Here is a 24,763-nt window from a genome sequence, read left to right on the forward strand (position 1 = left end):
GGGTTGAGTCGCACCCGTCGACCTCTGGATGAGCACGGATTACTTACGGTCGACGCGCGACCTCGCGCTTGAATTCATCCCCTCGGCAGCCGAGAGCAAGGCCGACCGCTCACACGACAAGCGACTGGTTCAGCAACGACGACCAGTTCCTACGGGTCGTGGGGCGCGGCCGGCTCACGCTGCTCGAAGAGCACATGGAGCGGTACGACAGAAGGAAGAGTGGCCAGATGAAGAGGTTCGTGGTTGCGCTGTGCACAGCGTCGGCGTCCGTTGCCCTGGCAGTCCTGCCGGCCACGGCGCAGGCAGCCGGAACGGAAGACGGAGCCCCTCTGGTTGCGGCCGAGGGCGAGATCATCGATCAGCTCGGGACGCTCGGCTGGCCCGGCCAGGATCCGGAGAACTTCTATCCCGGCGCGGCCGGTCACGCCGACTCCGACACGGCGTCGGTCGTCTGGGGCACCCCGGGGAACCCCGGTTCCTACCAGGTCGAGGCCAAGTGCGCCCAGTTCCTCACCGCCTCGCTCAAGCATGCCTACACCTGGGCCACGGACACATGGTTCACATCCGGCATCGGCTTCCGCAGCCCGTCCTCGGAGCAGTACTACAAGGCCTTCACGGACACCGCCCCCGGTGGGGCTCTGGAGAAGATGAGTGACCACATCAGCCACCCCTCCGCGCAGCGGGTCAGGGATCTGCACACGGGGTCCGTCATCGCCGTGAAGTATCTGGACGGATCGGAGGGCGGAGCAACGGGGCACATGATGACGGTGGAGTCCGTGTCCTCGTTCGAGCGTGACGGCAACAGCGCTACACAGGAGTACGCGGTCACAGTTGCCGACAGCACCTCCAACCCGCATGGTGTGGCGTTCTCCTCCAAGACGTCGCCCCACTGGGCGTTCAAGGACAGCCGTGTCGAAGGCTCACCGGGACTGACCACGAAGGAATGGAGCGGCGCAGGCCGGGGAACGATCTTCATCCAGGCCGACGCGACGACCGGTAGGCCGACCGGGTACTGGTGGGGCAGGAATGAGGCCGCCTTCAACAAGGTCGCCGACCGGCCCATGGTCTTTGTCGACATCACCCGATAACACTCCGTGTAGTGCCCCGTGCCACCCGTCACCTCGCCGGGGTGCTACGCGGCGGGGCTGATCCGTCCTGGTCGGGCAGTGAGTACCTGTTGCTCATGCCCCGCCGCAGGTCTTCTTGCGATCCTGGATTTCAGGCCCGATGCGACGCATCGCCGCAGTTGAGCAGGTACGACCGGCTCCGGCGAATCATCGCGGCCGGATTTCCCAGCACACCGCGTCCTTGCCGATCTCGATCCAAGGGGTGTCTTCTGATGAATGCAGGACATGCGTTGTCCAGCCGACCGGAGCGGTCGGTGCGAAAGGTTCGCCACGGTGCGGTTCTGGCCGTGACCTGCCTGGCTCTGGCCACGGTCGTCTCGGCTATGGCCTCACTGAACGTGGCGCTGCCCGACATCGCCCGCGAGACGCACGCCAGCCAGACCCAGCTGTCGTGGATCATCGACGCCTACAGTCTCGTCTTCGCTTCCCTCCTGCTCCTCGCGGCGACTCTCGGTGACCGCTTCGGACGGCGCAAGGCCCTCCTCGGCGGACTCGGGCTGTTCGCGGCCGGGTCCGTGGCCGCCACGTTCTCCTCGGATCCCGGGGTACTGATAGCGCTCCGCGCGGTGCTGGGTGTGGCGGCGGCGTTCGTCATGCCCGCCACGCTGTCGACGATCACCAGTACCTTCCCTCGTGCTCAGCGGGCGAGGGCGGTCAGTATCTGGGCCGCAGTGGCCGGGGCCAGCGCTGTTCTGGGACTGCTCGCTTCCGGCGCCGTACTCGAGGTGTGGTCGTGGCGGTCGGTGTTCTGGCTGAACGTGATCCTGGCCGTTGTGGCCGTCATCGGGACGTACCTCTTCGTTCCGGAGTCCGCCGAGAGCGGCAAGCACCGTGTCGACGGCGTGGGAGCGGCCCTCACCGTCGTCGGTCTGGGCGTACTGGTCTACTCGGTCATCCAGGCGCCCGAGCACGGCTGGGGCAGCATCCGCACACTGGGCGGCATCGGTGCGGGACTCGTGGTCCTGGCCGGGTTCGTCGGCTGGGAGCTGCGGCACCCTCAACCGCTGCTGAACCCGCGGCTGTTCCGCAACAGGCCCTTCGCAGCGGGGACCCTGTCGATCACCCTCCAGTTCTTCGCCTTCTTCGGGTTCATCTTCGTGATCATGCAGTACCTGCAACTCGTCCGGGGCGACAGTGCCCTGGTCGCCGCCCTGAGCGTGCTGCCGATGTCCGCGGCGATGATCCCCAGTGCCCGTCTGGCCCCACGTCTGGCGGCCCGGCACGGTGCGCGCCGCCCCTGGGTGATCGGCCTCATCGGTGTCGCCACGGGCCTCGTCGTGCTGGCCGAGCTTGACGCCGGCAGCTCGTACTGGCTGGTCCTCGTCGGTCTCCTCCCCCTGGGCGCCGGTATGGGTCTGGCGATGACTCCGGCCACGGCGGCCATCACCGATGCGCTGCCGCCTTCCCTGCAGAACGTGGGCTCAGCGGTGAACGACCTGTCCCGCGAACTGGGGGGTGCCCTGGGCATCGCGGTCCTGGGGAGCGCCCTGAACGCCGGCTACCGGAACGGCCTCGACGTCGGCACACTTCCCGCCCCGGTCGCCGACGCGGCCCGCTCATCCCTCGCGGCAGCCAATGTCGTAGGCACCAGGACGGGCAACATGTCTCTGGTCGAGCAGGCGCGTGACGCCTTCTCCTCCGGTCTGCATCTGGCTCTGCTCACAGGAGCCGGCGCAGCGGTCCTGGCCGCGGTCGCCATAACTTTCCTCCTCAGGCGTTCCAACAGCGCCTCCACTGCCCCTTCGAGAGAGATACCTGATGACGAAGCCCGTCCGGCGCGCACCATTTGACAGGTCCGTGCACTACTTCCACGTAGACGTCTTCAGCGGAACGCCCTTCAGCGGAAACAGCCTCGCCGTCTTCCCCGGTGCGGCCGGTCTGAGCGGCTCCCAGATGCAGCGGATCACCGAGGAGATGCGCCACTTCGAGTCCATCTTCCTCCAGGAGATGAACGGAGGGGGCAGTGCATGGCGGGCCCGCGTCTTCGATCTCCGTGAGGAACTGGATTTCGCCGGGCATCCGGTCATCGGGGCCGCGAGTGTTCTGCACGCCGTGGCGGGCGGTGACACCACCCGGACGTGGTCGCTCGAACTGAAGGCCCGGACAGTCGAGGTGGTCACCGAGCGCCGTGGCCGCGGACGGTACGCGAGCGTTCTCGACCAGGGCCCTCCGCAGTTCCTCGGGCAGCCCGTCCTGGACGACCTTGCTTCGTGGTTCTCCCTGGACGAGGAGGATCTCCACGCCCAACTGCGTCCCGAGATCGTCTCGACCGGGCTGGACTACCTGATCGTTCCCGTACGGGCCGGGGCGCTGGAGCGAGCTCGGATCACCTCCGACATCGGGCAACCGCTGGCGCGGATCGGTGCGCAGTTCGCCTACCTGCTGGACGCCGACACCCTGGAAGGACGGCACTGGAACAACGACGGTGTCGTCGAGGACGTGGCCACCGGCAGTGCCGCAGGATGCGTGGCGGCCTACCTTCGGCGGCACGGCCGCCTCGGCGACGACGTCCGGCAAGTGCTGCGTCAGGGCCGGTTCTGCGGCCGCCCCAGCGAGATGACCATCAGCGCCCACGGCGATCCGCACGACATCACCTCGGTGCGCGTCGGCGGAGAGGTCGCCGTCGTCGCCCACGGCCGCCTCGAAGGGGTGCCGCAGTGACGGGCGCCCCTGCCTACTTCACTCCGCAGGAGATCCGGAGCGCGGTCGGCTACCGAGACGTTCTGGAGCCCGTCGCGGCGGCGTTTCGCGACTACAGCCGGGGGCTCGGCGCGTCACCGGCCGCTGTGTTCGCACCCGCCGGTCCCGATGGTGACGTGCACGTGAAGTCGGCGTGGCTTCCGGGGCGGCAGATCTTCACCGTGAAGGTCGCCTCGTGGTTCCTGGAGCGTGCCCGCCGCGGCGGAACGCCCGGGAGCGGCGTCATCGCCGTGTTCGACGCCGCGACGGGCGACCTGCGGGCGCTCCTGGACGACGAGCATCACCTCTCGGATGTACGGACGGCCGCCGCCGGGGCCCTTGCCGCGCGCACCATGGCGCGGCGCGACTCGAGCGTCCTGGGGGTCATCGGTACCGGTGCGCAGGCCTACCTCCAGACGCTCGCCGTGGCAGACGAACTCCCGCTGCGCGACGTACGAGTGTGGGGCAGGCGTGCGTCCCGTGTCAGCTCGCTCGCGGCGGCGTTGCGTGCCAGGCGGCCGGACCTGCGCGTCATCGGTGTGGACAGCGTCCAGGCCGCGGTCGAGGGTGCCGATGTCCTGGTGACGGCGACCTCCAGCACCGAACCCCTGGTACACGAAAGGTGGTTGACGCCTGGACTGCACATCAACGCGGTGGGCGCCGACGATCCGACGAAAGCGGAGCTGACGCTGGGGAGCCTGTGTCGGGCGGACCGGATCGTGGTCGACAGCCGTGAACTCACCGCCTTTCACGGCGACTTGTCACGGTTTCCGGAGGAGGAGCGCCGTGTCGACGCCGAACTCGGCGAGGTGCTCGCCGGTTCGGCACCCGGCCGCGAGAACGGCGAGCAGGTCACCGTCTGCAAGCTCGTCGGTCTCGGCGTCCAGGATCTGGCGGCGGCGGAGGTCGCCCTCGACATGCTCGGCTCACCGCACCGTGGGGCAGCGCCTCCGGCGCACGCACGGGAGATACACCGGTAGGCGAGGACAGCGGGCACGTCAGAAGTCGGGCGTCGATCCTCCATCTCACCACGGACTCCAGGCGGCGACGGTGGGCCTGGAGTCGCGAACCGATCTCATGAGGGAACTGTCATGACACTTCTGAGCCTTGCTGACATCCACGCTGCCGCCCGGCGTCTTGACGACGTCACCGTGCGCACGCCTCTCATGCCGTGCCCGTGGGCCGGTGACGCCGCACGATCGCTTCTGCTGAAGCCCGAGAATCTCCAGGTCACCGGATCCTTCAAACTCCGAGGCGCGTACAACCGGCTGGCTTCGCTGTCCGCCGAGGAACGCCGGCGCGGAGTGGTGGCTCAGTCGAGTGGCAACCACGGCAAGGCCCTGGCGTACGCGGGCCGCCTCCTGGGCGCGGAGGTCACCGTGGTCGTACCGGGCACCGCCGCGCAGGTGAAGGTGGACGCGATACGGCATCAGGGCGCGACCGTGCGCGAGGTTCCAGCCGCGGAACTCGCCACGACCACGCGGATGCTCGCCGAGGAGTACGGCTACATCGTTGTGCCACCCTTCGATGATCTCGGCATCATCGCCGGCCAGGGCACGGTGGGTTCGGAGATCTTCGAGCAGACGGCGCGGTTGGGCGTGGTGCCGGACACGGTCCTCGTTCCCGTGAGCGGTGGCGGCCTGATCTCCGGGGTCGCGGCCGCCCTCAAGCAGTTGCTGCCCGGCGTACGGGTGGTCGGGGTGGAACCCGAGTTGGCCGCCGATGCCCGGCAGAGCCTTCACAGTGGACACCGGGTCAGCTGGCCCACGAGGCTGACCGGCCGCACCATCGCGGACGGCATGCGCAGCAGTTCGGTGGGCACGATCCCCTTCGCTCACATCCAGGAGTATGTCGACGACATCGTCACGGTGTCGGAGGACGAGATCCGTGACACGGTCGCCGTTCTGGCACGCGAGAGCCATATCGTCGTGGAGCCCTCGGGTGCCGTCGCCACAGCCGCCTACCTCCATCGCGGAGACGACCTGCCGTCCGGCAAGGTACACGTCTGCGTCGTCAGCGGCGGCAACATCGACAGCGGGCTGTTGGCCCGCATCGTCGCCGGTTGAGCCCACACCGGTAGGTACAGAAGCCGTCAGCCGCTCGGCCGGTGTGGTGCGTCCGGTGATCCGACCGAGTCCGGGAAGCCATCTCGCCGGAGCGGCCGGGGTCGACCAAGGGCTGCCGCATGCTGTTCCCTGCCGGCCACCGGCAGCAATCCGCCCGAACCCGCGAGGAGAACCATGGCCCTGGAGATGCGCGACCGCTGCGAACGATGTGAACGTCCACTCCTGATCGAGGCATCGTCCGCCCGTATCTGCTCGTACGAGTGCACCTTCTGTGTGTCCTGCAGCGACGCGATGCAGGACACCTGCCCCAACTGCGGCGGAGAACTCGTCGCCCGTCCCCGTCGTACCCCCTCCGCCACCGTCGAGCTGACGAACAGCCAACCCGGCCGGTGATCGCGTCGTCCCGCCATGGGCGTCGTCGTCCTTCTCCCATACCTCTTCGCTGCGAGCCAGGCTCCTGTCCACGCGGCGACGTGCCGGGGGTGAGGACCATCGAACTGGCTCTCCAGGAAGTGAGCACCTTCTACTCAGGCGGTCACATCGCCCGTGGCCCACCGTGGACATCAAGAGGGCGTGTACACAGGTGGTCTTCGCGGTCGGCTCGCACCGGTCCGGGGACGCCATCACCACGGCGCGTCTTCGACTGTCCCCACCACACGACCGGGAGCCTTCGTGGCTACGTTCCTCTACCTGCTGTCCAGGGCCGCCTTCCGCCGCCGCCGTCTCGTCGCCGTGATCTGGATCGCGCTGCTCGCCTGCGCCGGGGTGGGCGCAAGCATGGCTTCCAGCGATGTCACGTCCTCCTTCTCCCTTCCGGGGACAGAAGCCCAGAAGGCTGTCGGGCTTGTCGAAACACGCTTTCCCGGGAGCAGCCCCGATGGTGCCCTGGCGCAGATCGTCCTGAAGGCTCCCGCGCCGGAGAGGCTGTCGGACGCTGCCCGCCGGGCGGCCGTCAGAGACCTTGTGGAAGAGCTGAGGTCAGATCCGGAACAGGTGGCGGCCGTCACTGATCCGTACGAGGCAAAGAACGTGTCCCCGAACGGGTCGACCGCCTTCGTCTCCGTCACCTACAACAAGCCGCCGGGTTCGCTGCCGGACGCGACGCTCAAGTCCCTTGACGACGTGGCCTCCGAGGCCCGCGAGAGCGGTCTGACGGTCGAGGTGGGCGGGACCGCCCTGCAGGCCGCGCCGGAGCCCGGCATCGGCGAGGTGATCGGCGTCGTCATCGCCGCGGTGGTCCTGGTCATCACTCTTGGGTCGCTGGTGGCCGCCGGTCTGCCTTTGCTGACCGCGATATTCGGGGTCGGCACTGGTATCGCCACCATCACCGCGCTGGCGAGCACCTTCGAACTCGGCTCCACCACATCGACATTGGCGATGATGATCGGGCTCGCGGTCGGCATCGACTACGCGCTCTTCATCGTCTCCCGTTACCGGGCGGAGCTCGCGGAGGGGCACGACCGGGAGGAGGCGATCGGCCGGGCGGTCGGCACTGCCGGCTCCGCTGTCGTCTTTGCGGGCCTGACCGTGGTGATCGCTCTGGTGGGGCTGGCCGTTGTCGACGTTCCGATGCTGACGAAGATGGGCTTCGCCGCTGCCGGCACGGTGGTCATCGCCGTTCTCATCGCCCTGACGGCGATTCCTGCGCTGCTCGGCTTCGCCGGCAGGCGCGTCTCGCCCCGTACGGCTGGCCGGGCCACAGCGAAGCCCAACGGTGGCGTTCGGTGGGCGCGCTTCGTGCTGCGCCGTCCGGCCACTGTGCTGATCGTGGGTCTGCTCGGCCTCGGAGTCGTCGCCATCCCGGCCGCGTCCCTGCAGGTGGGTCTGCCCGACGACGGCTCACAGCCCGTCAGCACAACGCAACGTAAGGCCTATGACCTGCTGTCCGACGGCTTCGGTCCGGGATACAACGGACCTCTGGTGGTGGTCGTCGACGGCGACCGCGAAGCTGCTTCCGCCACCCGCGCGACACTCCAGGGCATGGAGGGTGTCGCCTCGGTCTCCCCCACAACGGTCAATGAAGCCGGTAACACCGCGATGATCACCGTCGTCCCCGCGGATCGGCCTTCCTCAGTCGCCACCGAACGACTGGTGCACTCGATCCGAGAGGCCACGGGCGACCAGGTGCTGGTCACCGGCACGACAGCGATGAACGTCGACTTCTCGCAGCGCATGAACGACGCCCTGCTGCCGTATCTGACGCTGGTCGTGGGCCTCGCGTTCCTGCTCCTGATGGTGGTCTTCCGGTCGGTGCTCGTCCCTCTGAAGGCCGCGCTCGGCTTCCTGCTGTCGGTGGTGGCGGCACTCGGTGCGGTCGTCGCGGTCTTCCAATGGGGGTGGCTGGGCTCCCTGTTCGGTGTGGAACAGACAGGGCCGATCATGTCCATGATGCCGATCTTCATGATCGGTGTGGTCTTCGGACTGGCCATGGACTACGAGGTCTTCCTGGTATCACGCATGCGTGAGTCGTACGTCGCGGGAGAACGGCCGGGGACGGCCGTCGTCACCGGCTTCCAGCACGGAGCTCGGGTCGTCACCGCAGCCGCAGTGATCATGATCGCGGTCTTCTCCGGATTCATCGGTTCAAGCGAGCCCATGGTCAAGATGATCGGCTTCGGGCTGGCCATCGCGGTGTTCGTCGACGCGTTCGTGGTCCGGATGGCGCTTGTGCCGGCGGTCCTTGCCCTGCTGGGGCACAAGGCCTGGTGGCTGCCCCGATGGCTTGACCGGCTCCTTCCCGACGTGGATGTCGAAGGCGAGAAGCTCCGCGCGAGGCTGCGTTCCGCGGAGGCGATCCCGCCCGGAGGACCGGACGAGAGACGTCCGCTGTCTCGGGTCTGACATTCCCCAGGTTCCGGGGGCCCTGCATGAGCGGCGGCTCGGGCCCCCGGCCACGTGACGGCCTCCGTGGGGACGGGACCGTCGCGAACAGGTGGCCGTGTCGCACAGCAGAGCGGAGCAACACGGCCACCTGTATCCCCCGCAGTGACAGTGGCTGCCAGAGGCTCCCTGTCGGCAGTCCGCCGCTGAACCGATCAACGCGGACCACAACTGGTCCGCTCCCTGGAGGAGTTGTATGCCCACCCTCGAACGTCAAGGCGACGTCTTCGTTCTCGACCTCGGAGACGGTGAGAACCGCTTTCACCCCGACTGGCTCACATCCGTCAGCACAGCGCTGGACGCGGTAGAGCGAGAGACCGGACCGCGCGCACTCGTGACCGTCGCCACGGGGAAGTTCTACTCGAACGGGCTGGACCTGGAGTGGCTCTTCGCCCATCTCGACCGACACCGGGACTACGTCATCTCCGTCCAGGGGCTGTTCGCAAGGATGCTGTCCCTGCCCGTCACCACGGTTGCCGCACTGCAAGGACATACCTTCGCCGCCGGCGCCATGCTCTCCCTCGCCCAGGACTTCCGGGTCATGCGCGCGGATCGCGGCTACTGGTGTCTGCCCGAAGCAGACATCAACATCCCCTTCACACCCGGGATGTCGGCGCTCGTCCAGGCACGGCTGACTCCGCAGACCGCCCACCAGGCCATGCTCGGGGCGCATCGCTACGGCGGTGTCGACGCCGTTGCCGCCGGGATCGCCGACCGAGCGGTCACCGAGGACGAGGTACGCACGACCGCGATCGACATCGCCCGGTCCCAGGCCGACAAAGCGGGCAACACGCTGGGAACGATCAAGACTCGTATGTACGCATCGACCCTGGCCACGCTCCGGGACACGACTCTTCCTCTCAGCTGACTCACGAGGCCGGGCGAAGGGTTCGACTGCCTCGGCGTTCCGGAATCGAGTCGAGCAACCTGAGCTCGGGCCGCACCGGAAGCGGCGGTGGAACAGGACCAGAAATCCAAGGCGGCCTTCGCGCCCATGACCCCGCCCCCCCTCCCGAGCCCTCCGACAAGTGAACTACGCGCCGGCCAGGAAGAGATGGGACTTCGCCGTCACAGCGACCGGGTGCGCGATGACGGGCGGCTCTCCAACGCGTCGCGGTCGATGGCCGGATGAGACATCTTGCTCACGATCCCCCTGCCCTTGATGGGAGTTCCACGACATGACCACAGCACCGAAGGCGTCGCCCGTTCACTCCGGTCTCTGCCACGCCCGATCAAGCGGAGTGGCGTGCGATGCGGAAGCGGCCGCGCGCTACCAGCTGTGGTGGACTGCCCAGCAGACAGCGGAACGAGCCGGGCGACCGCCCGCCCAAGCAGACCACCTGAGGCAATGGGCCGGCGTTCTCATCGATGCTCTTCTCGCTTTCGACGACGGAATGACCCGGTTCCCCGGTCCTCACGCCGACATATGGCGGCAGCGGATGTCCTCGTCCACCCGGCATCACCTGCAGCCGATCACGGAGAGTCTGCCGACGCAGCGATGGCTGGTCCACGCGCGCCACCGAACACAGATCCGGCTGCCGCTCTCCACCGACCGACGTCTGTTCCTGCTCTGGGTCTCCCATCTGGTGGACGCGGTCCTCGGCCTGATCGGACAAACCGCTGCGGCCGCCGCACAGTCAAGACAATCCGGCGGGCCCCTTGAAGTCACGGCCTACCTGCTGCACGTGCGACACAACCTCTTGCACGCCTGCCAGCACCTGAACAGGCATGGTCCGGGGCCCTCAGAAGGGTGAGGTTCCAAGTTCCTCGCCCTCGACATCCACCTTGCGTGGCCCTTCACACACCCGCAGTCGCACCCTGCGGCTCCGGAGGTTCCCCGGTGAGACATCCTGCTGGGCCGGAGCCGCCGAGTCGGGGCCGCCCACTGTAAATATCGCTCCTTTCGGAACTAGTATGCCTAGGTAGGATTAAACGGAAATATCCCACTTGAGCACGCTGGGCTGCGGAGCCTGTGCTGTTGTCCGCCGCTGGCACGGAGCCCCCTCACGCGAACGAGGCGCGGCATGAGCAAGATCAAGTCAGTACTCTTCCTCGGGTTCCCCAACTTCGGCGAGCAGGATCTCCTCGCGCCGTGGGAACTGCTCCGGTCCCTGGCCTGGACATTCGGCCAGCGAGGGGAGGAGCTCTCCGTGACACTGGGCAGCTTCGAGGGGGGCACCCTCACCACGCACATGGGCGCCCGCGTGGAGAGCGAGACGACGGTCTCAGGATCCGACCGCTACGACGTGTTGTACGTCCCTGGAGGCATCGGAGCGGGGGCCGCCAGCCTCAACGAGGCGGTAGTGGATCTCGTGCGCGCCCACCACGAGGAAGGGCGCTGGGTGGTGGGCAACTGCGCGGGCCTCAGCGTGCTGCATCGCGCGGGCATTCTGGGAGGAAGCGAGGTCACCGCACCCGCGACCGTGTCACGCCGCCTCGAGCAGCGGGGGGAAAAGGTTGCGGACCCTCGGCGCGCCTGGAAGATCGACGCAGCCCGCAAACTGATGACGATCGGCGGCGCCGGCACCGTGCACCCGAGCACCATCGCCCTGGTGTGGCATCTGTTCGGCGAAGACGACGCACGCGATCTCGCGGCGACGTGGGACACCCTCCCGCTCCACGGCGAGTCTCTTTTCGCGCTTGACGGCCCTGCCCTCAACGACGACGAAGCCGCCAAGACCAAGCTCCAGGACAACTGGGAGGACACGTTCCTCCCCGTATAGGGACCGCACCGACGCGCCCGGACGGACACGTCCGCCGCGGCTGACCGGCAACCGGGTCCGGGACGGCACGCGCGGGCGCCTCCCATGAACGACCGTCGAACGGGAGCGCCCCATCAGGGCGTCGATGCCCCGCGGGCTTACGTCCGACCGAGGTCCGCCGGACGCTGGGCGCGTCCAACCTTGCGCAGCAAGTCGGCAAGTTGTTCCTGCTCCGCCGCCGTGAGTCGGTCCAGGTCGTCGACGACGGTTCGGACGTACGAGGGCATGATCGCCTGCACCACTTCACGCCCGGCATCGGTCAATTCGATCATGACCACACGACGGTCGTGCGGCGCCTTCTCGCGCCGGACCAGACCTCGCTTCTCCAGGTTGGTGATGACGACCGTGAAGTTGTTCGGGCTCTTCAGGTGCTTCTCCGCCAGACGCCCGGCGGGCAGCGGGCCAACGTAGTACAGGGTTTCCAGGGCACCGAACTGGCTTGTCGTGAGCCCGGCGGCGGTCAGGGGGGCACTGGTGCGCGCTTCCACCGACGCGGCCGCCCGGATGAGCTTGATGAAGAGGTCCAGTGACCGCTTCTCGCGGGCGCTCCCGTCGAAGTGCGTCGGCATCGCACACCCTCTCCGTCAGTCGGTCCGGTCGTGGCAGACCCTATCCCGAAAAATTTTCCATCCAGTTGGAATAGTCATGAACCATGAGTATGTTGTGAGGAGTGACCGGCTCAACCGTCATCAACAAGGAGCACCACCATGAGCGACATCAAGAAGGTCCTCTTCCTCGCCTTCCCCAACGTCGGAGAGCAGGATCTCCTCGCACCCTGGGAACTGTTCAGGGCGCTTGCCTACGACCTCGGCCAGCAGGGCGACACGTTGGAGGTCACCCTCGGCAGCTTCGAGGGCGGGACCGTCACCACCCACATGGGCGCGCAGATCCAGACCGACAAGGTCACCCCCGACGACCGGTACGACCTGGTCTACGTCCCCGGCGGCATCGGTGGCGGTGCGGCCTCCCGCGACCCGCAGATCCTCGACTTCGTCCGGGCGCACCACGACGAAGGTCGCTGGGTGGCCGCGAACTGCGCCGGAGTCGGTGTCGTCTTCCGCTCGGGCATCCTTGACGGGACCCGGTTCCAGGCCGCTGCGGTCCTTGGCCGCCGCCTGAAGGAACTCGGAGCGGACGTGGCCGAGCCGCGACGCGCCTGGTCGGTCCTTCCCGAGGCGAAGGTCTTCACAGCAGGCGGCGCCGCCACGGTGCACCCGAGCACCATCGCGCTCGTCGCTCACCTCTTCGGCGAGGATCGCGCTCGGACGCTGGCCGGCACCTGGGACACCCTGCCGCTGCACGGCGAGTCCCTGTTCGCCCTGGAGGGCCCGGTGTCGAACGATGACGAGGTCTTCGTGAAGGGCCTGCGAGACGGCATGGAGAAGGTCTTCCTCCCCGAGGACTGATCCGATGACGGAGGAGGAGCGGTGCGAGGTGAGGTCAGTCCAGTTCCTCCACCGCTCCCCTCCCGGCCCCTGCACCCCGATGCGACACCAGAACAACGGAGACACCCCATGAATGAGTCTTCCCGGACCCCTGACGGAGGCGCCTGCGACCTTGAGTCGGGCGTCTGCACCCTTCCCGGCAACGAGGCCGCACCGTCCCGCACAGCCGCAACCTCTCCCGGTCCGCAAGCCGATCGCACGCGCATCACTTACGTGACCGACCCCATCTGTTCGGCCTGCTGGATCCTCGAGCCGGCCTGGAGGTCTCTCACCGAGCGCTACCGCGACCTCATTGAGGTTCGGCACGTCTACGGCGGCCTCCTCCGTGGATGGCAGGGCTTCCATGATGCGGGCAACGGCATCCGGCGCCCCGAGGATGTCGCCCATCACTGGGACGAATTCTCCGAGCGCTCCGGACAACCCATCGACTCCTCCGTCTGGTTGAGCGACCCGCTCGACTCGTCGTACCCGCCGAGCATCGCGCTCGCCGCCGTCCGACTGCTGGCGCCCGAGGCCGAGGAAGCCTTCCTGCGCCGCATGCGCGAGGAACTCTTCCTGAACGGTCGTAACATCGCCCGCCCTGAAGTCCTCGACGAACTGGTCACAGAACTCGGCCTGCCTGTGGCGCCCTACCGTGAACTGGTCGAGAAGGGCGCCGCCACAGCCGAGTTCGAGCGCGACCTGGTCCTCACCCACGAGCTTGGAGCGCGCGGCTTCCCGACCCTCATCCTCGAGGGCCCCGACGGTCGCATCAAGCTCCACGGCTGGCTCGGGCAGGACCGCCTGGAGGAGGCGTTCCTCTCGGTGTCCGGTGCGGCGCGGCGTTCCCCGATCGCCTCCGTCCGCGAAGCAATGGACCGGCTCGGCACAGGTACCTCCCTTGAGTACGCCGCGCTCACGGGCCGGTCCGTGGCTTCCGTGGAGCGACAGCTCGCCGAGGCCGGCGCGGAGCTGCGCACAGCGGGCCAGGGCAAGGTCTGGTCGCCGCCGTCTCGCGTACGGGAAGTGGCTTGACCCGTTCCCGCCGCTGCCGATGTCAGCCGATCCGGCGGTCCCGTCCGGCGAGCCACCCGGCCAGAAGCTGAGGCAACATCAGCAGAGACATCAGGACCAAGGGTGTCCGCCAGCTCCCGGTGTGCTGGTAGAGCGCTCCGGGGGGGGAGAGAATTACTCATCACCCTCGGAGCGGCGTGGTCCTACCATCGGCGAATGGCACCTTCCGCATCGAGCGAGTTCAACAGCCGTGGCACAACTGTGTTCGACGTGCGCGAGTTGCAGCTCGAACACGACGACGCGGCGGCGGCGAGCGTGAACCGTGTCGGGCGGCGCGCCTATGCCGTCGAGGCCGAGCTGATCGGCTTCGACGGGATACCGGGGTTGCAAGAGAGCGTGGACGACATGCGCGGTCAGCCGTTGCGCTGGCTGGGCGCCGTCGCGGGCGGCGGACAGATCGCCGCCTTCGTCGCCTGGCAGAGCCCTGCCGAAGACAACATCGTGGACATCGATCGCGTCTGTGTGGATCCCGAGTGGTTCCGCTGCGGTCTGGCATCACGATTGATCCGCCATCTCCTTTCCGACCTGGCTCCCAGCGGCGACGCCCATGTGAGTACCGGTGCCGATAACAGCCCGGCCATTTCACTCTATGAACATCTCGGATTTTCTCGCATCGGCACAACGGAGCCCGTCCCAGGACTCCACATGGCTCATTTTCTGCTGAGACGGACTCAGCAATGAAGAGCTGCCGGTGACGAATGTTGAGTATCCACTACTCATATCTCCTCGCAGCCAGTCTGATATCGATGAACACATGCGACGAATAATGCAGAGCAGATTGGGCGGCCCGGACGTTCTCGAGGTCGTCGAGGTCGATGTTCCACAACCAGGACCGACAGAGGTCCTGGTCGAGGTGAAGGCCGCCGGCGTGAATCCCGTGGACTGGAAGATACGCACCGGTGGAGGATTGGGTGACCTGCCCTTCTCGGTCGGCTGGGACCTATCCGGAGTCGTGACAGCCGTAGGAGCGGGCGTAACGCGCTTCAAGGTGGGAGACGAGGTCTTTGGTATGCCACGGTTTCCCGCCGAGGCAGGCGCCTACGCAGAGTTCGTGACCGCTCCGTCGAGACATCTTGCTCTCAAGCCGCCCGGCCTCGACCACCTCCAGGCGGCGGGCCTGCCCCTGGCGGGTCTTACCGCTTGGCAGGCGCTGGTGACGGTGGCTGGGGTCACCGCAGGACAGCGGGTGCTCATTCCGGCCGCCGCCGGAGGCGTGGGCCACCTCGCCGTTCAGATCGCCAAGGCTCACGGCGCTCACGTCATCGCTACGGCCAGCGGCGCAAAGCACGATTTCATCAGGGGCCTCGGTGCCGACGAGGTCATCGACTACCGGAGCTCAGAAGTGAGCACCCAGGTGAAAGACATCGATGTTCTTGTGGCCACCGTTGCCGGCCAGATCCGGGGACTGGCTGAAGTACTGGTGCCCGGCGGCCGGGTCGTCGCGCTCAATGGCGCCGACGCGGAGACGGTCCAGTGGGCCGCAGAGAACGGTCTACGCGCCGATTTCATGCTCGTGGAGCCTGATCGCGCCGATCTGGAACGCCTGGCCTCCCTCGCGGAGGAAGGTCGGCTCGCGGTCCACATCGACAGAGTCTTTCCTCTGGGCCAGGTGGTCGACGCCCACAAACTGGGTGAGGAAGGGCGCACCACGGGCAAGATCATTCTGACTCCGTAGACAACTGCCGCACCGAGGAACGCACCGCGTGGAAGCCGGCATGGGCGTCGGCTTCCACCGAAGTTCGAGGAGGTCCTCCATGGCTGCCAACAGACCCGAGACCGCAGGCACCCCCAAGGAGCACACAGACCGTGATGCTGCCCGCGGCCTCGCCGACAACAGAGCCCTCTGGGACACGCTGGCCGACTTCCACGGGACAGATCCTGATGACCGGTCCTACGACGTGGAGTCCTTCCTCGCCGGTCGGCAGACGCTGCGTGGGATCGAGAAGCAACTCACTGGAGACGTAGCGGGTAAAGACCTCCTGCACCTCCACTGCCACTTCGGCATGGACACACTGAGCTGGGCCCGCTTGGGCGCGCGTGTCACCGGTGTGGACTTCTCCCCTCGCGCCATTACGAAAGCGCGCGCTCTGGCTGAGCGTGCAGGTCTGACCGCGGAGTTCATCGAAGCGGACGCTCAGCGCCTCCCTGACAGCCTGCGCGCCAGATTCGACCTGGTGGTCGCCACGTACGGAGTCCTGTCCTGGATCGCCGGTCCCGCCGCGTGGATGGCTGGAGCCGCGGCGGCGCTGCGCCCGGGCGGCCGCCTGGTTCTCGTAGACCTGCACCCCGTCTTCCAGACGGTCCTTACCTTCGAGCCCTTCGTCGCCGACTGGCCCTACGGCGGCGGCGCGCCACAGCACGACGCCATGACGGGTACCTACGCCCACGCCGACGCCCCGCTCGCACCACAGGAGTCGACGCAATACCCCTATTCGGTCGGCGAGGTGGTGACCGCAGCTGCTTCGGCGGGATTGGTCGTAGAACAGCTCGGTGAGCACACAGAGGCCGAGACCGACGGGCGTCACATCCTGCCGCAGGGCCCGGACGGTCTCTTCAGGTTCCCCGTCAGCGGCACCTATCTGCCGATCCTGTACTCACTGAGGGCTGTCCGACCTTGCTGAGGCCAGTAGATGCCATCGGCGGGATGAAGCCCAGAACCGTCCAGACCCGCATCGTCCAAGCATGCGTCCTCGTCGGCAGGCACCGGTCGCGCGCCGGCGGCCGGTGAGGCGGCCGAAGCATCACCTGTGCTCATTCAACCGCACCCTGCGCGAGTGGGCCTCCCGTCGACGTCGGCGTCACGGTTGCACCCGCGGACACGTCGACGTTGTGCTCCCGAACGTTCATTTGCCCTGTCGCTTGACCGGCCGTGGGAAAACACAGCGCGTAGCACGATGAATCGAATGACTCCGGCCAACGCTGAGACCGAAAGGTAGACGCCGTACTCGAGCAGCGCCGCAGGCTTGGGCGACGCCTCGTGCAGGATCAGCAGAGCCCCTGTCGTGAGAGCAAAGCTGAGGGCTACCGTCAGTGAGGACTGCAGGTGTACGCCCCATCCGCCGCGCGGGCTGCGGAAGGTGACGCGCTGATGGACTTCGGTGGCAATGACGGTGGAGACAAGCGTGGTCAGCGCGTTGGCAACCGCCAGGGGTAGGACACGGTCAAGCAGCACCAGCGCACCACTTGATGCCACTCCCACGGCCCCTCCACATACGACGAAGCGGACGAAGACAGCCCACGAACGGTTCGCCGGCCAGTGCGAGGTCGACTCCACGCTCACGAAATAACCTCCGAGGTCCCAAGGGGTCCGGACAGGCCTGCCTGATCCGGCGCTGCGCGGACGGGCTGCGTTCGGCAGTGATGCGCGCTCGGCGGAGGATCGAGATCGTCGGCGCGCACGTCGTCAGGCGGCGTCGAAACTCGCCCAGTGGTCGATGAGACCTTCGCTTTCGCTTCCGGCCCCGGCCTGGCTTGCAAGAGCAGAGATGATCATGTCGCCGCGGCCGTGTTCGCCCGCGGGCCGGGCAGCCGCCCAGTTGTCGGGGGCGGTCTCGGGTCCGCCGTCACTGACGTGGACTTCGACGGGGCCGGCGCCGTCGGTGGAAGCACGCAGGTGCAGCACGACGGGCGGCAGGGCGTGGGAGACGGCGTTGGTGACGAGTTCGGAGATGACCAGCAGAGTGTCGTAGACCTGGTCGTCGTCCAGGCCCCACGCGGCCAGAACAGGGCGCGCCTCGTGCCGGGCCGAGGCAGGAGCGTGAGGTCCGTGCTCCAGCAGCAGACCGAACACGTGCTCCCCGGTGGAGGCAGCCGTCTCGTCGCGCTGCTGCCGACGCGGGATCGTGGTCGTGTTCATCGAAATCACTGCCTGAAGAGCTGAAGCGGTTTTCCTGGCTCTTCCAGAACACCTCCAGACGGCCGGGAATCCATGAGCAATCCATACCCAACCGCGGATGATCGGGAGGCACTGCCTCGTCGTGGAGTCGGTAGGGACCCCTTCTCGCCCGGGTGGACACCTGCGTGCTCCCGCATCACGCCCCCGCGTCCACAGGTGGCGGTCCCGCACCGGCTCGTGGACCGAGGGTCCCTCTACATCGTCGATGTCTCCGCGGTTCATCAGGCGCCAGACGCAGCGCCCCTCTGATTTCTCTGCGGCCGACAACAGGAACGGCGGGATAAATGCCCAGGTGCCACTAGCATGGCGATAGCGAGTCCGGATCGAACGAAGGTTTTATCTTTTGCGCGAAAAGTAGAGCGACGCGGGTCAGCCGAATGGTTCGACCGTAAGGCTGAAGAACTGGATGTCCGATCTCTTCCTCCACCTCCGCCAGGATGCGGCACAGGGAAAGAGGAGTGATGTCCAGCAGTTCGGCGGCGCGCGTGAGAGAACCGGTGAGGGCCATGGCCTGCAGGGCTTCTGTCTGTTTCACGTCGAGCATTGCTCCACTCCAGTATTACTTCCTGCTGCTATGCCACGGCGACGGGCTGATGGCTTCGCCTACTGCTGCGGGCAGCGTCTCCTGTTTTCTTTTCATGGGTCCTGAGTACTGAGTGCTCATTCCTGAGCGCTCTCCGCCATCACAGGGCAGAGTGGCCTCCCTGCCGCGGTGTGGGACTTGCAATCTCGCCGTGGCCTTCCACGGTGCCGGGCCACGACGTGCGCGGACCGGGAGAGGGCCACCGGGGCTCCACCGCCGCAACGGCCTGGTCGACGGCTCGATCGACTCACCCGAACCGCGCGTCTGAAACGAGCCCGACCGAGGTGGCCTGTGTCCGGCCGGGTGACCTCGTAGAGCAGCCTCTAGGAGGAGAAGGCAGCGCTCGACAGGCCGAGGCGCGCGTGAGCAGCCGGTCTCGCGGCGCTGCTCAAAGTCCTACATCTCCTCGGCTACGTAACGTCGAAGCCAGGTCCGGAAGTCCGGTCCCAGGTCTTCACGTTCGCACGCGAGTCTGACAATGGCACGCAGGTAGTCGCCACGGTCGCCGGTGTCATAGCGGCGGCCCTTGAAGACGACGCCGTGCACGGGGCCGCCGACCTTCTCGTCGGAGGCGAGCTGCTGGAGCGCGTCGGTGAGCTGGATCTCGCCGCCACGGCCGGGCTCGGTCGTGCGCAGTATGTCGAAGATGTGCGGGTCCAGGACGTAGCGCCCGATGATGGCGTAGTTGCTGGGCGCGTCGGACGCGTCGGGCTTCTCGACCAGCCCGGTCACCTTCACGAGGTCGCCCTCGCCCGTGGGTTCGACGGCGGCGCATCCGTAGAGGTGGATCTGCTCGGGAGCGACCTCCATGAGGGCGATGACGCTGCCGCCGTGCTGCTCCTGCACCTCGACCATGCGGGCGAGCAGGGGGTCGCGCGGGTCGATCAGGTCGTCGCCGAGGAGGACGGCGAAGGGTTCGTGGCCGACGTGCGGGGCCGCGCACAGGACGGCGTGACCGAGTCCCTTGGGGTCGCCCTGGCGCACGTAGTGCATGGTCGCGAGGTCGCTGGACTCCTGGACCTTGGCGAGCCGCCCGGCGTCGCCCTTCTTCTGGAGCGCCGACTCGAGCTCGTAGTTGCGGTCGAAGTGGTCTTCCAGCGGGCGCTTGTTGCGGCCCGTGATCATCAGGACGTCGTCAAGACCCGCCGACGCGGCCTCTTCGACCACGTACTGGATCGCCGGCTTGTCGACGACCGGCAGCATCTCCTTGGGCGTGGCCTTGGTGGCCGGCAGGAACCGGGTCCCGAGGCCCGCCGCGGGGATGACAGCCTTGCTAAGGGGAGGGCGCGAACCCATGTGCGTTCGCCTTTCTGATCGTGGGCTTCAGGCGCGGCTCAGGGCTGTGTCTGCCGGGGGCCGGCCAGGACGGGGCGCCTGGGCCGCCACGGCTGGCGCGGGAGCCGGCGTTCGCTCCTGCAGTGGGAGCACCGGAGGGATCGCGACCTTCTCCGTGAGGAAGAGGTGTTTGACGATGCGCTCCGCTGCGTTGCCGTCGTCGTACTGGACGAATCGGCGGCGGAAGGCTGCCCGGAGTTCAGCTGCCGCGGGGCCGTTCCAGGCACCCGAGCGAAAGGTCTCGATCAGCTCGTCCTCGGTGGTCGCCGTCGCTCCGGGGGTCTCGCCAGGAGTCTGCGAGAGCACGTCGAAGTACACGCCGCGCGCCTTGCGGTAGACCTCCCAGTCATCCGCGTAGGTGATGATCGGGCGGTCGAGGCAGGCGTAGTCGAACATGATGGAGGAGTAGTCGGTGATCAACGCGTCGGCTGCCAGACAGAGGTCCTCCACGACCGGATACCTCGACACGTCCTTGACCAGGCCGCGCTCCTGCAGTGCCGCCAGGCGGGGGTCGCTGCCATAGAAGTAGTGGGTGCGTACGAGCAAGATGTAGTCGGGGCCCAGTTCACGGCAGAACCGTTCCAGGTCGATGCGGGGGACGTATCCCTTCTGGTAGTCGCGCACCGTGGGGCAGTAGAGAACGGCAGTCTTGCCTTCTTCGATGCCGAGTTCAGCGCGGATCCGGCTGACGTCCTGTGCCGTGCTTTTGAAGTAGACGTCGTTGCGCGGGTAGCCGTACTCGATCGCCTCGAAGGCACAGGGGTAGACGCGTTCCCAGATCTCCGTCGAGTGCTGGTTGGAAGTCAGGCTGAGGTCCCACTTGTCGGCTCGCTCCAGCATCTTGCCAAAGCTCATGCCTTTGCCCGCAGCGGGGAAGCGCTGCTGATCGATGCCCATCTGTTTGAGTGGCGTGCCGTGATGGGTCTGCAGGTGGACCTGTTCCGGGCGTTTCACGAAGTTGTTCGGGAAGTTGACGTTGTTGATGAGGTACTTGGCGCGGGCCATGACCTCCCAGTAGCGAGGTGAGTTCGCCACGACGAAGTCGATGCCGTCGGGTACGGTCCCGACCGACTCCTTGCGGACGATCCAGACGCCGTGCACGTTCGGCGCCAGTTGCTTGGCCTTGTGGTAGATGGCCGCGGGGTTGCAGGCGACGCCGCGGTTCCAGTAGGCGGAGTAGACAGCGAGGTTCTCGTCGACGGGGCGGCGAAGATGGAGTTGGTACAGCCGGTTGTAGGCGGTCTTGCCGAGTCTGGTCCTGGCCTTCGTGGCGCCGCGGAGCAGTTGGCGTCGTTTGTCGGTGGCGAAGGACATCCCTGCGTATGCCGTGTAGGAACCCCGCTCCAGCATCTGGAACCTGATGCCTTGTGGCCCTTGAGGGATGGCGAAGTCGCTCGGCCTGTAACGCCTGTACTGCTCGGACGACAGCTTGAAGAAGTCGCTCCGGTCCTTGGGGAGGATGCGGTCCTGGCGGGCGAGGGTGAAGAGGAAGTGGCTGGCCATGCGCTCGAACAGCAGGGCACGGACCGGCGCCAGACGGGGGTTGGCGTCGAGGAAGTCGAAGAGCCGGGCGTACTGCTCGAAGATCCCGAAGTGCTTGCGTCCCGGAGTGCGCATGGAGTTTCCCCGGCGGCGCTGGCGGTACTCGACACAGACGTGATCGAGAGCGGCGATGCGCTCGGCGGTGAGCATGGTCTTGTAGACCATCAAGGCGTCCTCGTAGATGCCGTCCGTGAACACGAAGCCGTTGTCGATGTAGAAGTCGCGGCGGTAGGCGCGGTTCCACACGACGGCGAACATGGTGAGGAACTCCGGACGTTCCAGCGCCGTGAACACGCCTGTGCCGGCGCTCTCCAGCATCTCGGTGGCCGCGCTCGGCTGGATACGGTTGTCCCAGTAGGTGCGGACGTGGTTGAGCAGCAGGATGTCGGGGCGGCCTGTGAGTTCACAGCGTTCAGCCATCGCCTGAAGTGCGCCGTCGGCGAGGGTGTCGTCGCTGTCCAGGAAGAGGATGTATGCGCCGCGCGCTCTGAGGGCGCCGACGTCTCGGGCCTTTCCTATGCCGTGGTTCTCTTCCAAGTGCACTGGTATGACGCGCCCGTCCAAGCTCGCGTACTCGTCAAGTATGCGGCCGCAGGCGTCGGGCGAGTCGTCGTTGATCGCGATAATTTCGAAGTCGTCGAACGACTGGGAGAGAACGGAGTCCAAACATGCTCGCAGGTATCCCTGAACCTTGTAGACGGGGACGACCACGCTGAACGTCGGTTCGGCATTCTCATTCGTGACGGGCATGCGCTGGAACTCCTGGGCTGTGAAACAGAATGAACGTCGCTTTGGCGATCGAGGCACCGAGCGGATCGCTGGGAGCTTGCGGCCTCGAGTTGCGATCCTGCGCAACTCCCCCGGCCGCTGGGGTGTGTGACACCTTGCGTCAACCCGGGCGTCTGGAAGTGGCTTCACCGGCCGGTACGGCTGGAACATCAGAGCTCGACGACGTCGCCACACTGCAAGCATGTGACGTGGCCGTCACCGGACGGCTCAACGGAGCTATCCCGTCTGCAGTTCTCGCAGTAGCGACGGGAAAACCACTGATCTTCCTCTGCCCATCCGCCCGAAGGGCCCGATGACTTGTTCCGACGCCATGGGATGGAACGGATAGAGATCGCACGTCGATATCGGTACGGGGACACAAAGGGAACCTGTCTGCGCAATTTGATATTCATGGGGCACGCGCGATGTTCTCCTCAACGCGGCGAGGGTGTCGCAAGGCGTCACGATGGCGCGCCCATGCCGGGAGGGCCCGCCGAAGGGCCGTTCCGCCAGTCGCGGAGAGAGTCACTGGGCGGCCAGTGCCGGCAACCGCAGGGCAAGCCCTCCGCCCGCGATGAGAGTCCAGACAGATGACTCGTCACCGGGCACGGGCTTCACCGACCGAGGATGGCGGGCTGATGCTGTGTGCCGGTGAAGACTCATCCTTGCGGCTGGGGTGCATGGCATCGTTCGGAGTGAGCCGCGTCCCAGGGCGTACGCGGCGCCGGGAGGCAGGGCAAGCTCCGTGTCACGTCGACCATCTGGGTCGCCTGCAAACGTGGCAACTCTGCCGACAGCGGCACCGGTCCTCCACACGTAATGAGCAAAAGGGACAATCTTCACAGGGCGATCCAGAGTGTCCGCCGAGTAGAGGCCGGGCTGTGGACGACTGGGCAGCTTCCCCGCACCGCAGCCCGCGGGCCGCGGTGCGGGGAAGCTGCCTGATGTGATCACTCGTGTGGGGGGGGTGATCGTCACTTGGATCATTCGATCAGCAGCCCGAGCGCCAGGCGTGAGTATTCGATACTCACGTCGCGGAATCCGCGTCGATGACCTTGTATCTGGATGTGGCCCGGCCGAGCTGATGGCTCCCCACCACGGATGATCCGCAGCACCTCTCTCCTCGACCTGGTGAACACCATGGACCTCGAACTCGGCGGCGCTGCATGCGGGATGACGACCGATTCGACGCTGATCCATCTCGCAGACCGTGTCGACGACGGGCGCCTGCCCGATCCCCGAGCATCGGCCGGGGAGCAGCTAGATCTGCTGGTCACCGGGCACTTCATCCGCCAGACTCGGACGGGTTCCGGAGGACCTCGCTGGTCAGTTCGGGAACCCGCGACCGAAGAGGAGTCGACGATGGTCCACCTGCGACTCGTCTGGGTCCTGTCCGGACACGGTTGGGCCGACTGCACGGTCAGTGACGACCGTGCGGAAGTCGAAGTCACGGTCTCCTATGTCACTGCCGGCCCCGAAGAACTCTTGACGGCAGTAACGCGCCTGGTCGTCGGCGAGACGGAGTGCCGAGCACAGTTCGAGGCCGAGCCCACTGCCTTCCGCTGGGTCTTCCATCGTGAAGACACCAACGTGTGGATCCGCCTGCTGGAGCTGGCCGACGGCAGGGACCACGACAACAGAGGGACCGAAATCTGGTCCACTCAGCAGACCATCGACGTCGTTGCCCGAACAGTGATCCGTTGCTTCGACGAGATCGTGCGGGAGTACGGCGAAAGCACGTACCGCGGCAAGTGGGGTGAGCACTTCCCCCGCACCGAGCTCGAAGCCCTCAGAGCCGCGTGGCGCGAACACCGAGGCGGCTGGGCACCAATCTCGACACCGTCAGAGCTGTGACCTTTCGGCGATACCTCGTTCGAGTTCACCGGAGCGTGTGCGTTCTCCCGAACGCGGGATCCGCCCGATGACCAAGGTCCACGGCGATGTCGGCGTCCGCGACAGCGGATGTCGCCGAGTGGCTCATGGATTTCGATGCTCAGGGGTGCTGTCGGCAGAAAGGTGGCCCCGGGCCTCCGGCCGGAGTGGACGGGCCCCAGACCTCTCGACGACGGCGAAAGGCTGGACCCGACCGTAGCGCCGACGAATTGAAGGCGCGGTTGCGCACCAGCGTCTTGGAAACACTGGTGGTAGACCGACAGCACCCGAGGATTCGTAAGCCTGCCGGAGGGCCAACGACGGTTGGCCAGGTCATGCGACCAAGGTCTGCTCCCGGCTCGACGAGCCCCTCGGGCCTGCGCGTCGGCGACGTCCACCGGGCCGGGTCGGCCCGCCTTCAGTGAAGCTCCGACCGGACCTCGGTCAGTCGATGCCTTCGACGATGCGGAAGTCGCGCTCGACGCCGTCGGAGAGCACGACCAGCGCCTCCTGGTAGGCCGCACTCTCGTGTGCCGCGACGGCCTGCTCGTAGCTGTCGAACTCGATCAGGACGGTGCGCTCGGCGATTCCGGCGTCGTGCGCCACGACCCGACCGCCACGGACGAGGACACGGCCGCCCCCGGCCGCGACGGCCGGACCGGCCAGCTTGTTGTAGGCAGCCAGTTTCTCAGGGTCTGCAATGGTGCGGTAGGCGCTGACCCAGTAGCCCTTGGGCATGGAACCTCCATTGTTGAA

At 66.8% G+C, this 24,763-nt stretch carries 22 protein-coding genes; 16 read left to right on the top strand and 6 right to left on the bottom strand.

What is annotated here, in order from left to right; all coding sequences use genetic code 11:
• Positions 1-227: 227 nt before the first annotated feature.
• The 10 genes from OG406_RS05090 (at position 228) to OG406_RS05135 (ending at position 11,475) form a co-directional block, all read left to right on the top strand.
• A complete protein-coding gene (locus OG406_RS05090; protein WP_327408101.1) occupies positions 228-1,088 on the top strand; it encodes a hypothetical protein in 861 nt (286 codons plus the stop codon).
• Positions 1,089-1,450: 362 nt separating this feature from the next.
• Positions 1,451-2,917 carry an MFS transporter gene (locus OG406_RS05095; protein ID WP_382749848.1) on the top strand — a complete coding sequence of 489 codons (1,467 nt, stop codon included), beginning with the start codon at positions 1,451-1,453 and terminating at the stop codon, positions 2,915-2,917.
• Positions 2,886-3,788 (top strand): PhzF family phenazine biosynthesis protein, encoded by a 903-nt coding sequence (locus OG406_RS05100; protein ID WP_327408103.1) that lies wholly within the window; start codon positions 2,886-2,888, stop codon positions 3,786-3,788. Before OG406_RS05095 ends, OG406_RS05100 begins: the two co-directional genes overlap by 32 nt.
• Entirely contained in the window at positions 3,785-4,786 is a 1,002-nt protein-coding gene (locus OG406_RS05105) for an ornithine cyclodeaminase family protein (RefSeq protein WP_329184296.1), read from the top strand. The genes OG406_RS05100 and OG406_RS05105 overlap by 4 nt, the downstream gene beginning before the upstream one ends.
• Before the next feature lie 111 nt (positions 4,787-4,897).
• Positions 4,898-5,872: a threonine ammonia-lyase gene (locus tag OG406_RS05110; protein ID WP_329184298.1), complete on the top strand. Its 975-nt coding sequence runs from the start codon at positions 4,898-4,900 to the stop codon at positions 5,870-5,872.
• A gap of 174 nt (positions 5,873-6,046) precedes the next feature.
• A complete protein-coding gene (locus tag OG406_RS05115; RefSeq protein ID WP_327408106.1) occupies positions 6,047-6,265 on the top strand; it encodes a DUF1272 domain-containing protein in 219 nt (72 codons plus the stop codon).
• 279 nt (positions 6,266-6,544) lie between these two features.
• Positions 6,545-8,713 (top strand): MMPL family transporter, encoded by a 2,169-nt coding sequence (locus OG406_RS05120; RefSeq protein ID WP_327408107.1) that lies wholly within the window; start codon positions 6,545-6,547, stop codon positions 8,711-8,713.
• Between the two features lie 235 nt (positions 8,714-8,948).
• On the top strand, positions 8,949-9,620 hold the full coding sequence (locus OG406_RS05125; RefSeq protein WP_327408108.1) for an enoyl-CoA hydratase-related protein: 672 nt from the start codon (positions 8,949-8,951) through the stop codon (positions 9,618-9,620).
• A 310-nt stretch (positions 9,621-9,930) separates the two neighbouring features.
• Positions 9,931-10,506, top strand: coding sequence for a hypothetical protein (locus OG406_RS05130; protein WP_329184301.1), 576 nt, complete (start codon positions 9,931-9,933; stop codon positions 10,504-10,506).
• 270 nt (positions 10,507-10,776) lie between these two features.
• Positions 10,777-11,475: a DJ-1/PfpI family protein gene (locus OG406_RS05135; protein WP_329184303.1), complete on the top strand. Its 699-nt coding sequence runs from the start codon at positions 10,777-10,779 to the stop codon at positions 11,473-11,475.
• A 137-nt stretch (positions 11,476-11,612) separates the two neighbouring features.
• Here OG406_RS05135 and OG406_RS05140 read toward each other — a convergent pair whose 3' ends face one another.
• Positions 11,613-12,083: a MarR family winged helix-turn-helix transcriptional regulator gene (locus OG406_RS05140; protein WP_327408111.1), complete on the bottom strand. Its 471-nt coding sequence runs from the start codon at positions 12,081-12,083 to the stop codon at positions 11,613-11,615.
• Between the two features lie 138 nt (positions 12,084-12,221).
• Between OG406_RS05140 and OG406_RS05145 the strand changes: the two genes are divergently transcribed.
• From OG406_RS05145 to OG406_RS05165, 5 genes are all read left to right on the top strand, one after another.
• Positions 12,222-12,920: a DJ-1/PfpI family protein gene (locus OG406_RS05145; protein ID WP_327408112.1), complete on the top strand. Its 699-nt coding sequence runs from the start codon at positions 12,222-12,224 to the stop codon at positions 12,918-12,920.
• Between the two features lie 252 nt (positions 12,921-13,172).
• Positions 13,173-13,973, top strand: a complete 801-nt coding sequence (locus OG406_RS05150; protein WP_329184304.1) for a DsbA family protein — start codon at positions 13,173-13,175, stop codon at positions 13,971-13,973.
• Positions 13,974-14,168: 195 nt separating this feature from the next.
• The gene (locus OG406_RS05155) at positions 14,169-14,693 is read left to right on the top strand and encodes a GNAT family N-acetyltransferase (RefSeq protein WP_329184306.1); all 525 of its coding nucleotides are present in this window, start codon (positions 14,169-14,171) and stop codon (positions 14,691-14,693) included.
• A gap of 73 nt (positions 14,694-14,766) precedes the next feature.
• Positions 14,767-15,687 carry an NADP-dependent oxidoreductase gene (locus OG406_RS05160; protein WP_327410946.1) on the top strand — a complete coding sequence of 307 codons (921 nt, stop codon included), beginning with the start codon at positions 14,767-14,769 and terminating at the stop codon, positions 15,685-15,687.
• A 79-nt stretch (positions 15,688-15,766) separates the two neighbouring features.
• A complete protein-coding gene (locus OG406_RS05165; RefSeq protein WP_329184308.1) occupies positions 15,767-16,633 on the top strand; it encodes a class I SAM-dependent methyltransferase in 867 nt (288 codons plus the stop codon).
• 782 nt (positions 16,634-17,415) lie between these two features.
• On the opposite strand, the gene OG406_RS05170 is transcribed toward OG406_RS05165, so the two are convergent.
• From OG406_RS05170 to OG406_RS05185, 4 genes are all read right to left on the bottom strand, one after another.
• Positions 17,416-17,868, bottom strand: coding sequence for an ATP-binding protein (locus tag OG406_RS05170; RefSeq protein WP_327408117.1), 453 nt, complete (start codon positions 17,866-17,868; stop codon positions 17,416-17,418).
• A 337-nt stretch (positions 17,869-18,205) separates the two neighbouring features.
• Positions 18,206-18,451 (bottom strand): helix-turn-helix domain-containing protein, encoded by a 246-nt coding sequence (locus OG406_RS05175; RefSeq protein ID WP_329184310.1) that lies wholly within the window; start codon positions 18,449-18,451, stop codon positions 18,206-18,208.
• Positions 18,452-18,886: 435 nt separating this feature from the next.
• Positions 18,887-19,786, bottom strand: coding sequence for a UTP--glucose-1-phosphate uridylyltransferase GalU (gene galU / locus OG406_RS05180; RefSeq protein ID WP_329184312.1), 900 nt, complete (start codon positions 19,784-19,786; stop codon positions 18,887-18,889).
• Between the two features lie 27 nt (positions 19,787-19,813).
• Positions 19,814-22,117 carry a bifunctional glycosyltransferase/CDP-glycerol:glycerophosphate glycerophosphotransferase gene (locus OG406_RS05185; protein ID WP_329184313.1) on the bottom strand — a complete coding sequence of 768 codons (2,304 nt, stop codon included), beginning with the start codon at positions 22,115-22,117 and terminating at the stop codon, positions 19,814-19,816.
• A gap of 1,119 nt (positions 22,118-23,236) precedes the next feature.
• Here OG406_RS05185 and OG406_RS05190 point away from each other — a divergent pair.
• Positions 23,237-23,989, top strand: a complete 753-nt coding sequence (locus tag OG406_RS05190) for a hypothetical protein (RefSeq protein ID WP_329184314.1) — start codon at positions 23,237-23,239, stop codon at positions 23,987-23,989.
• Positions 23,990-24,451: 462 nt separating this feature from the next.
• Here the strand turns inward: OG406_RS05190 and OG406_RS05195 are convergent, their stop codons facing one another.
• Positions 24,452-24,745: a DUF1330 domain-containing protein gene (locus OG406_RS05195; RefSeq protein ID WP_267049383.1), complete on the bottom strand. Its 294-nt coding sequence runs from the start codon at positions 24,743-24,745 to the stop codon at positions 24,452-24,454.
• Positions 24,746-24,763: the final 18 nt, after the last annotated feature.

Source organism: Streptomyces sp. NBC_01428, from assembly GCF_036231965.1.
Lineage (GTDB): Bacteria > Actinomycetota > Actinomycetes > Streptomycetales > Streptomycetaceae > Streptomyces.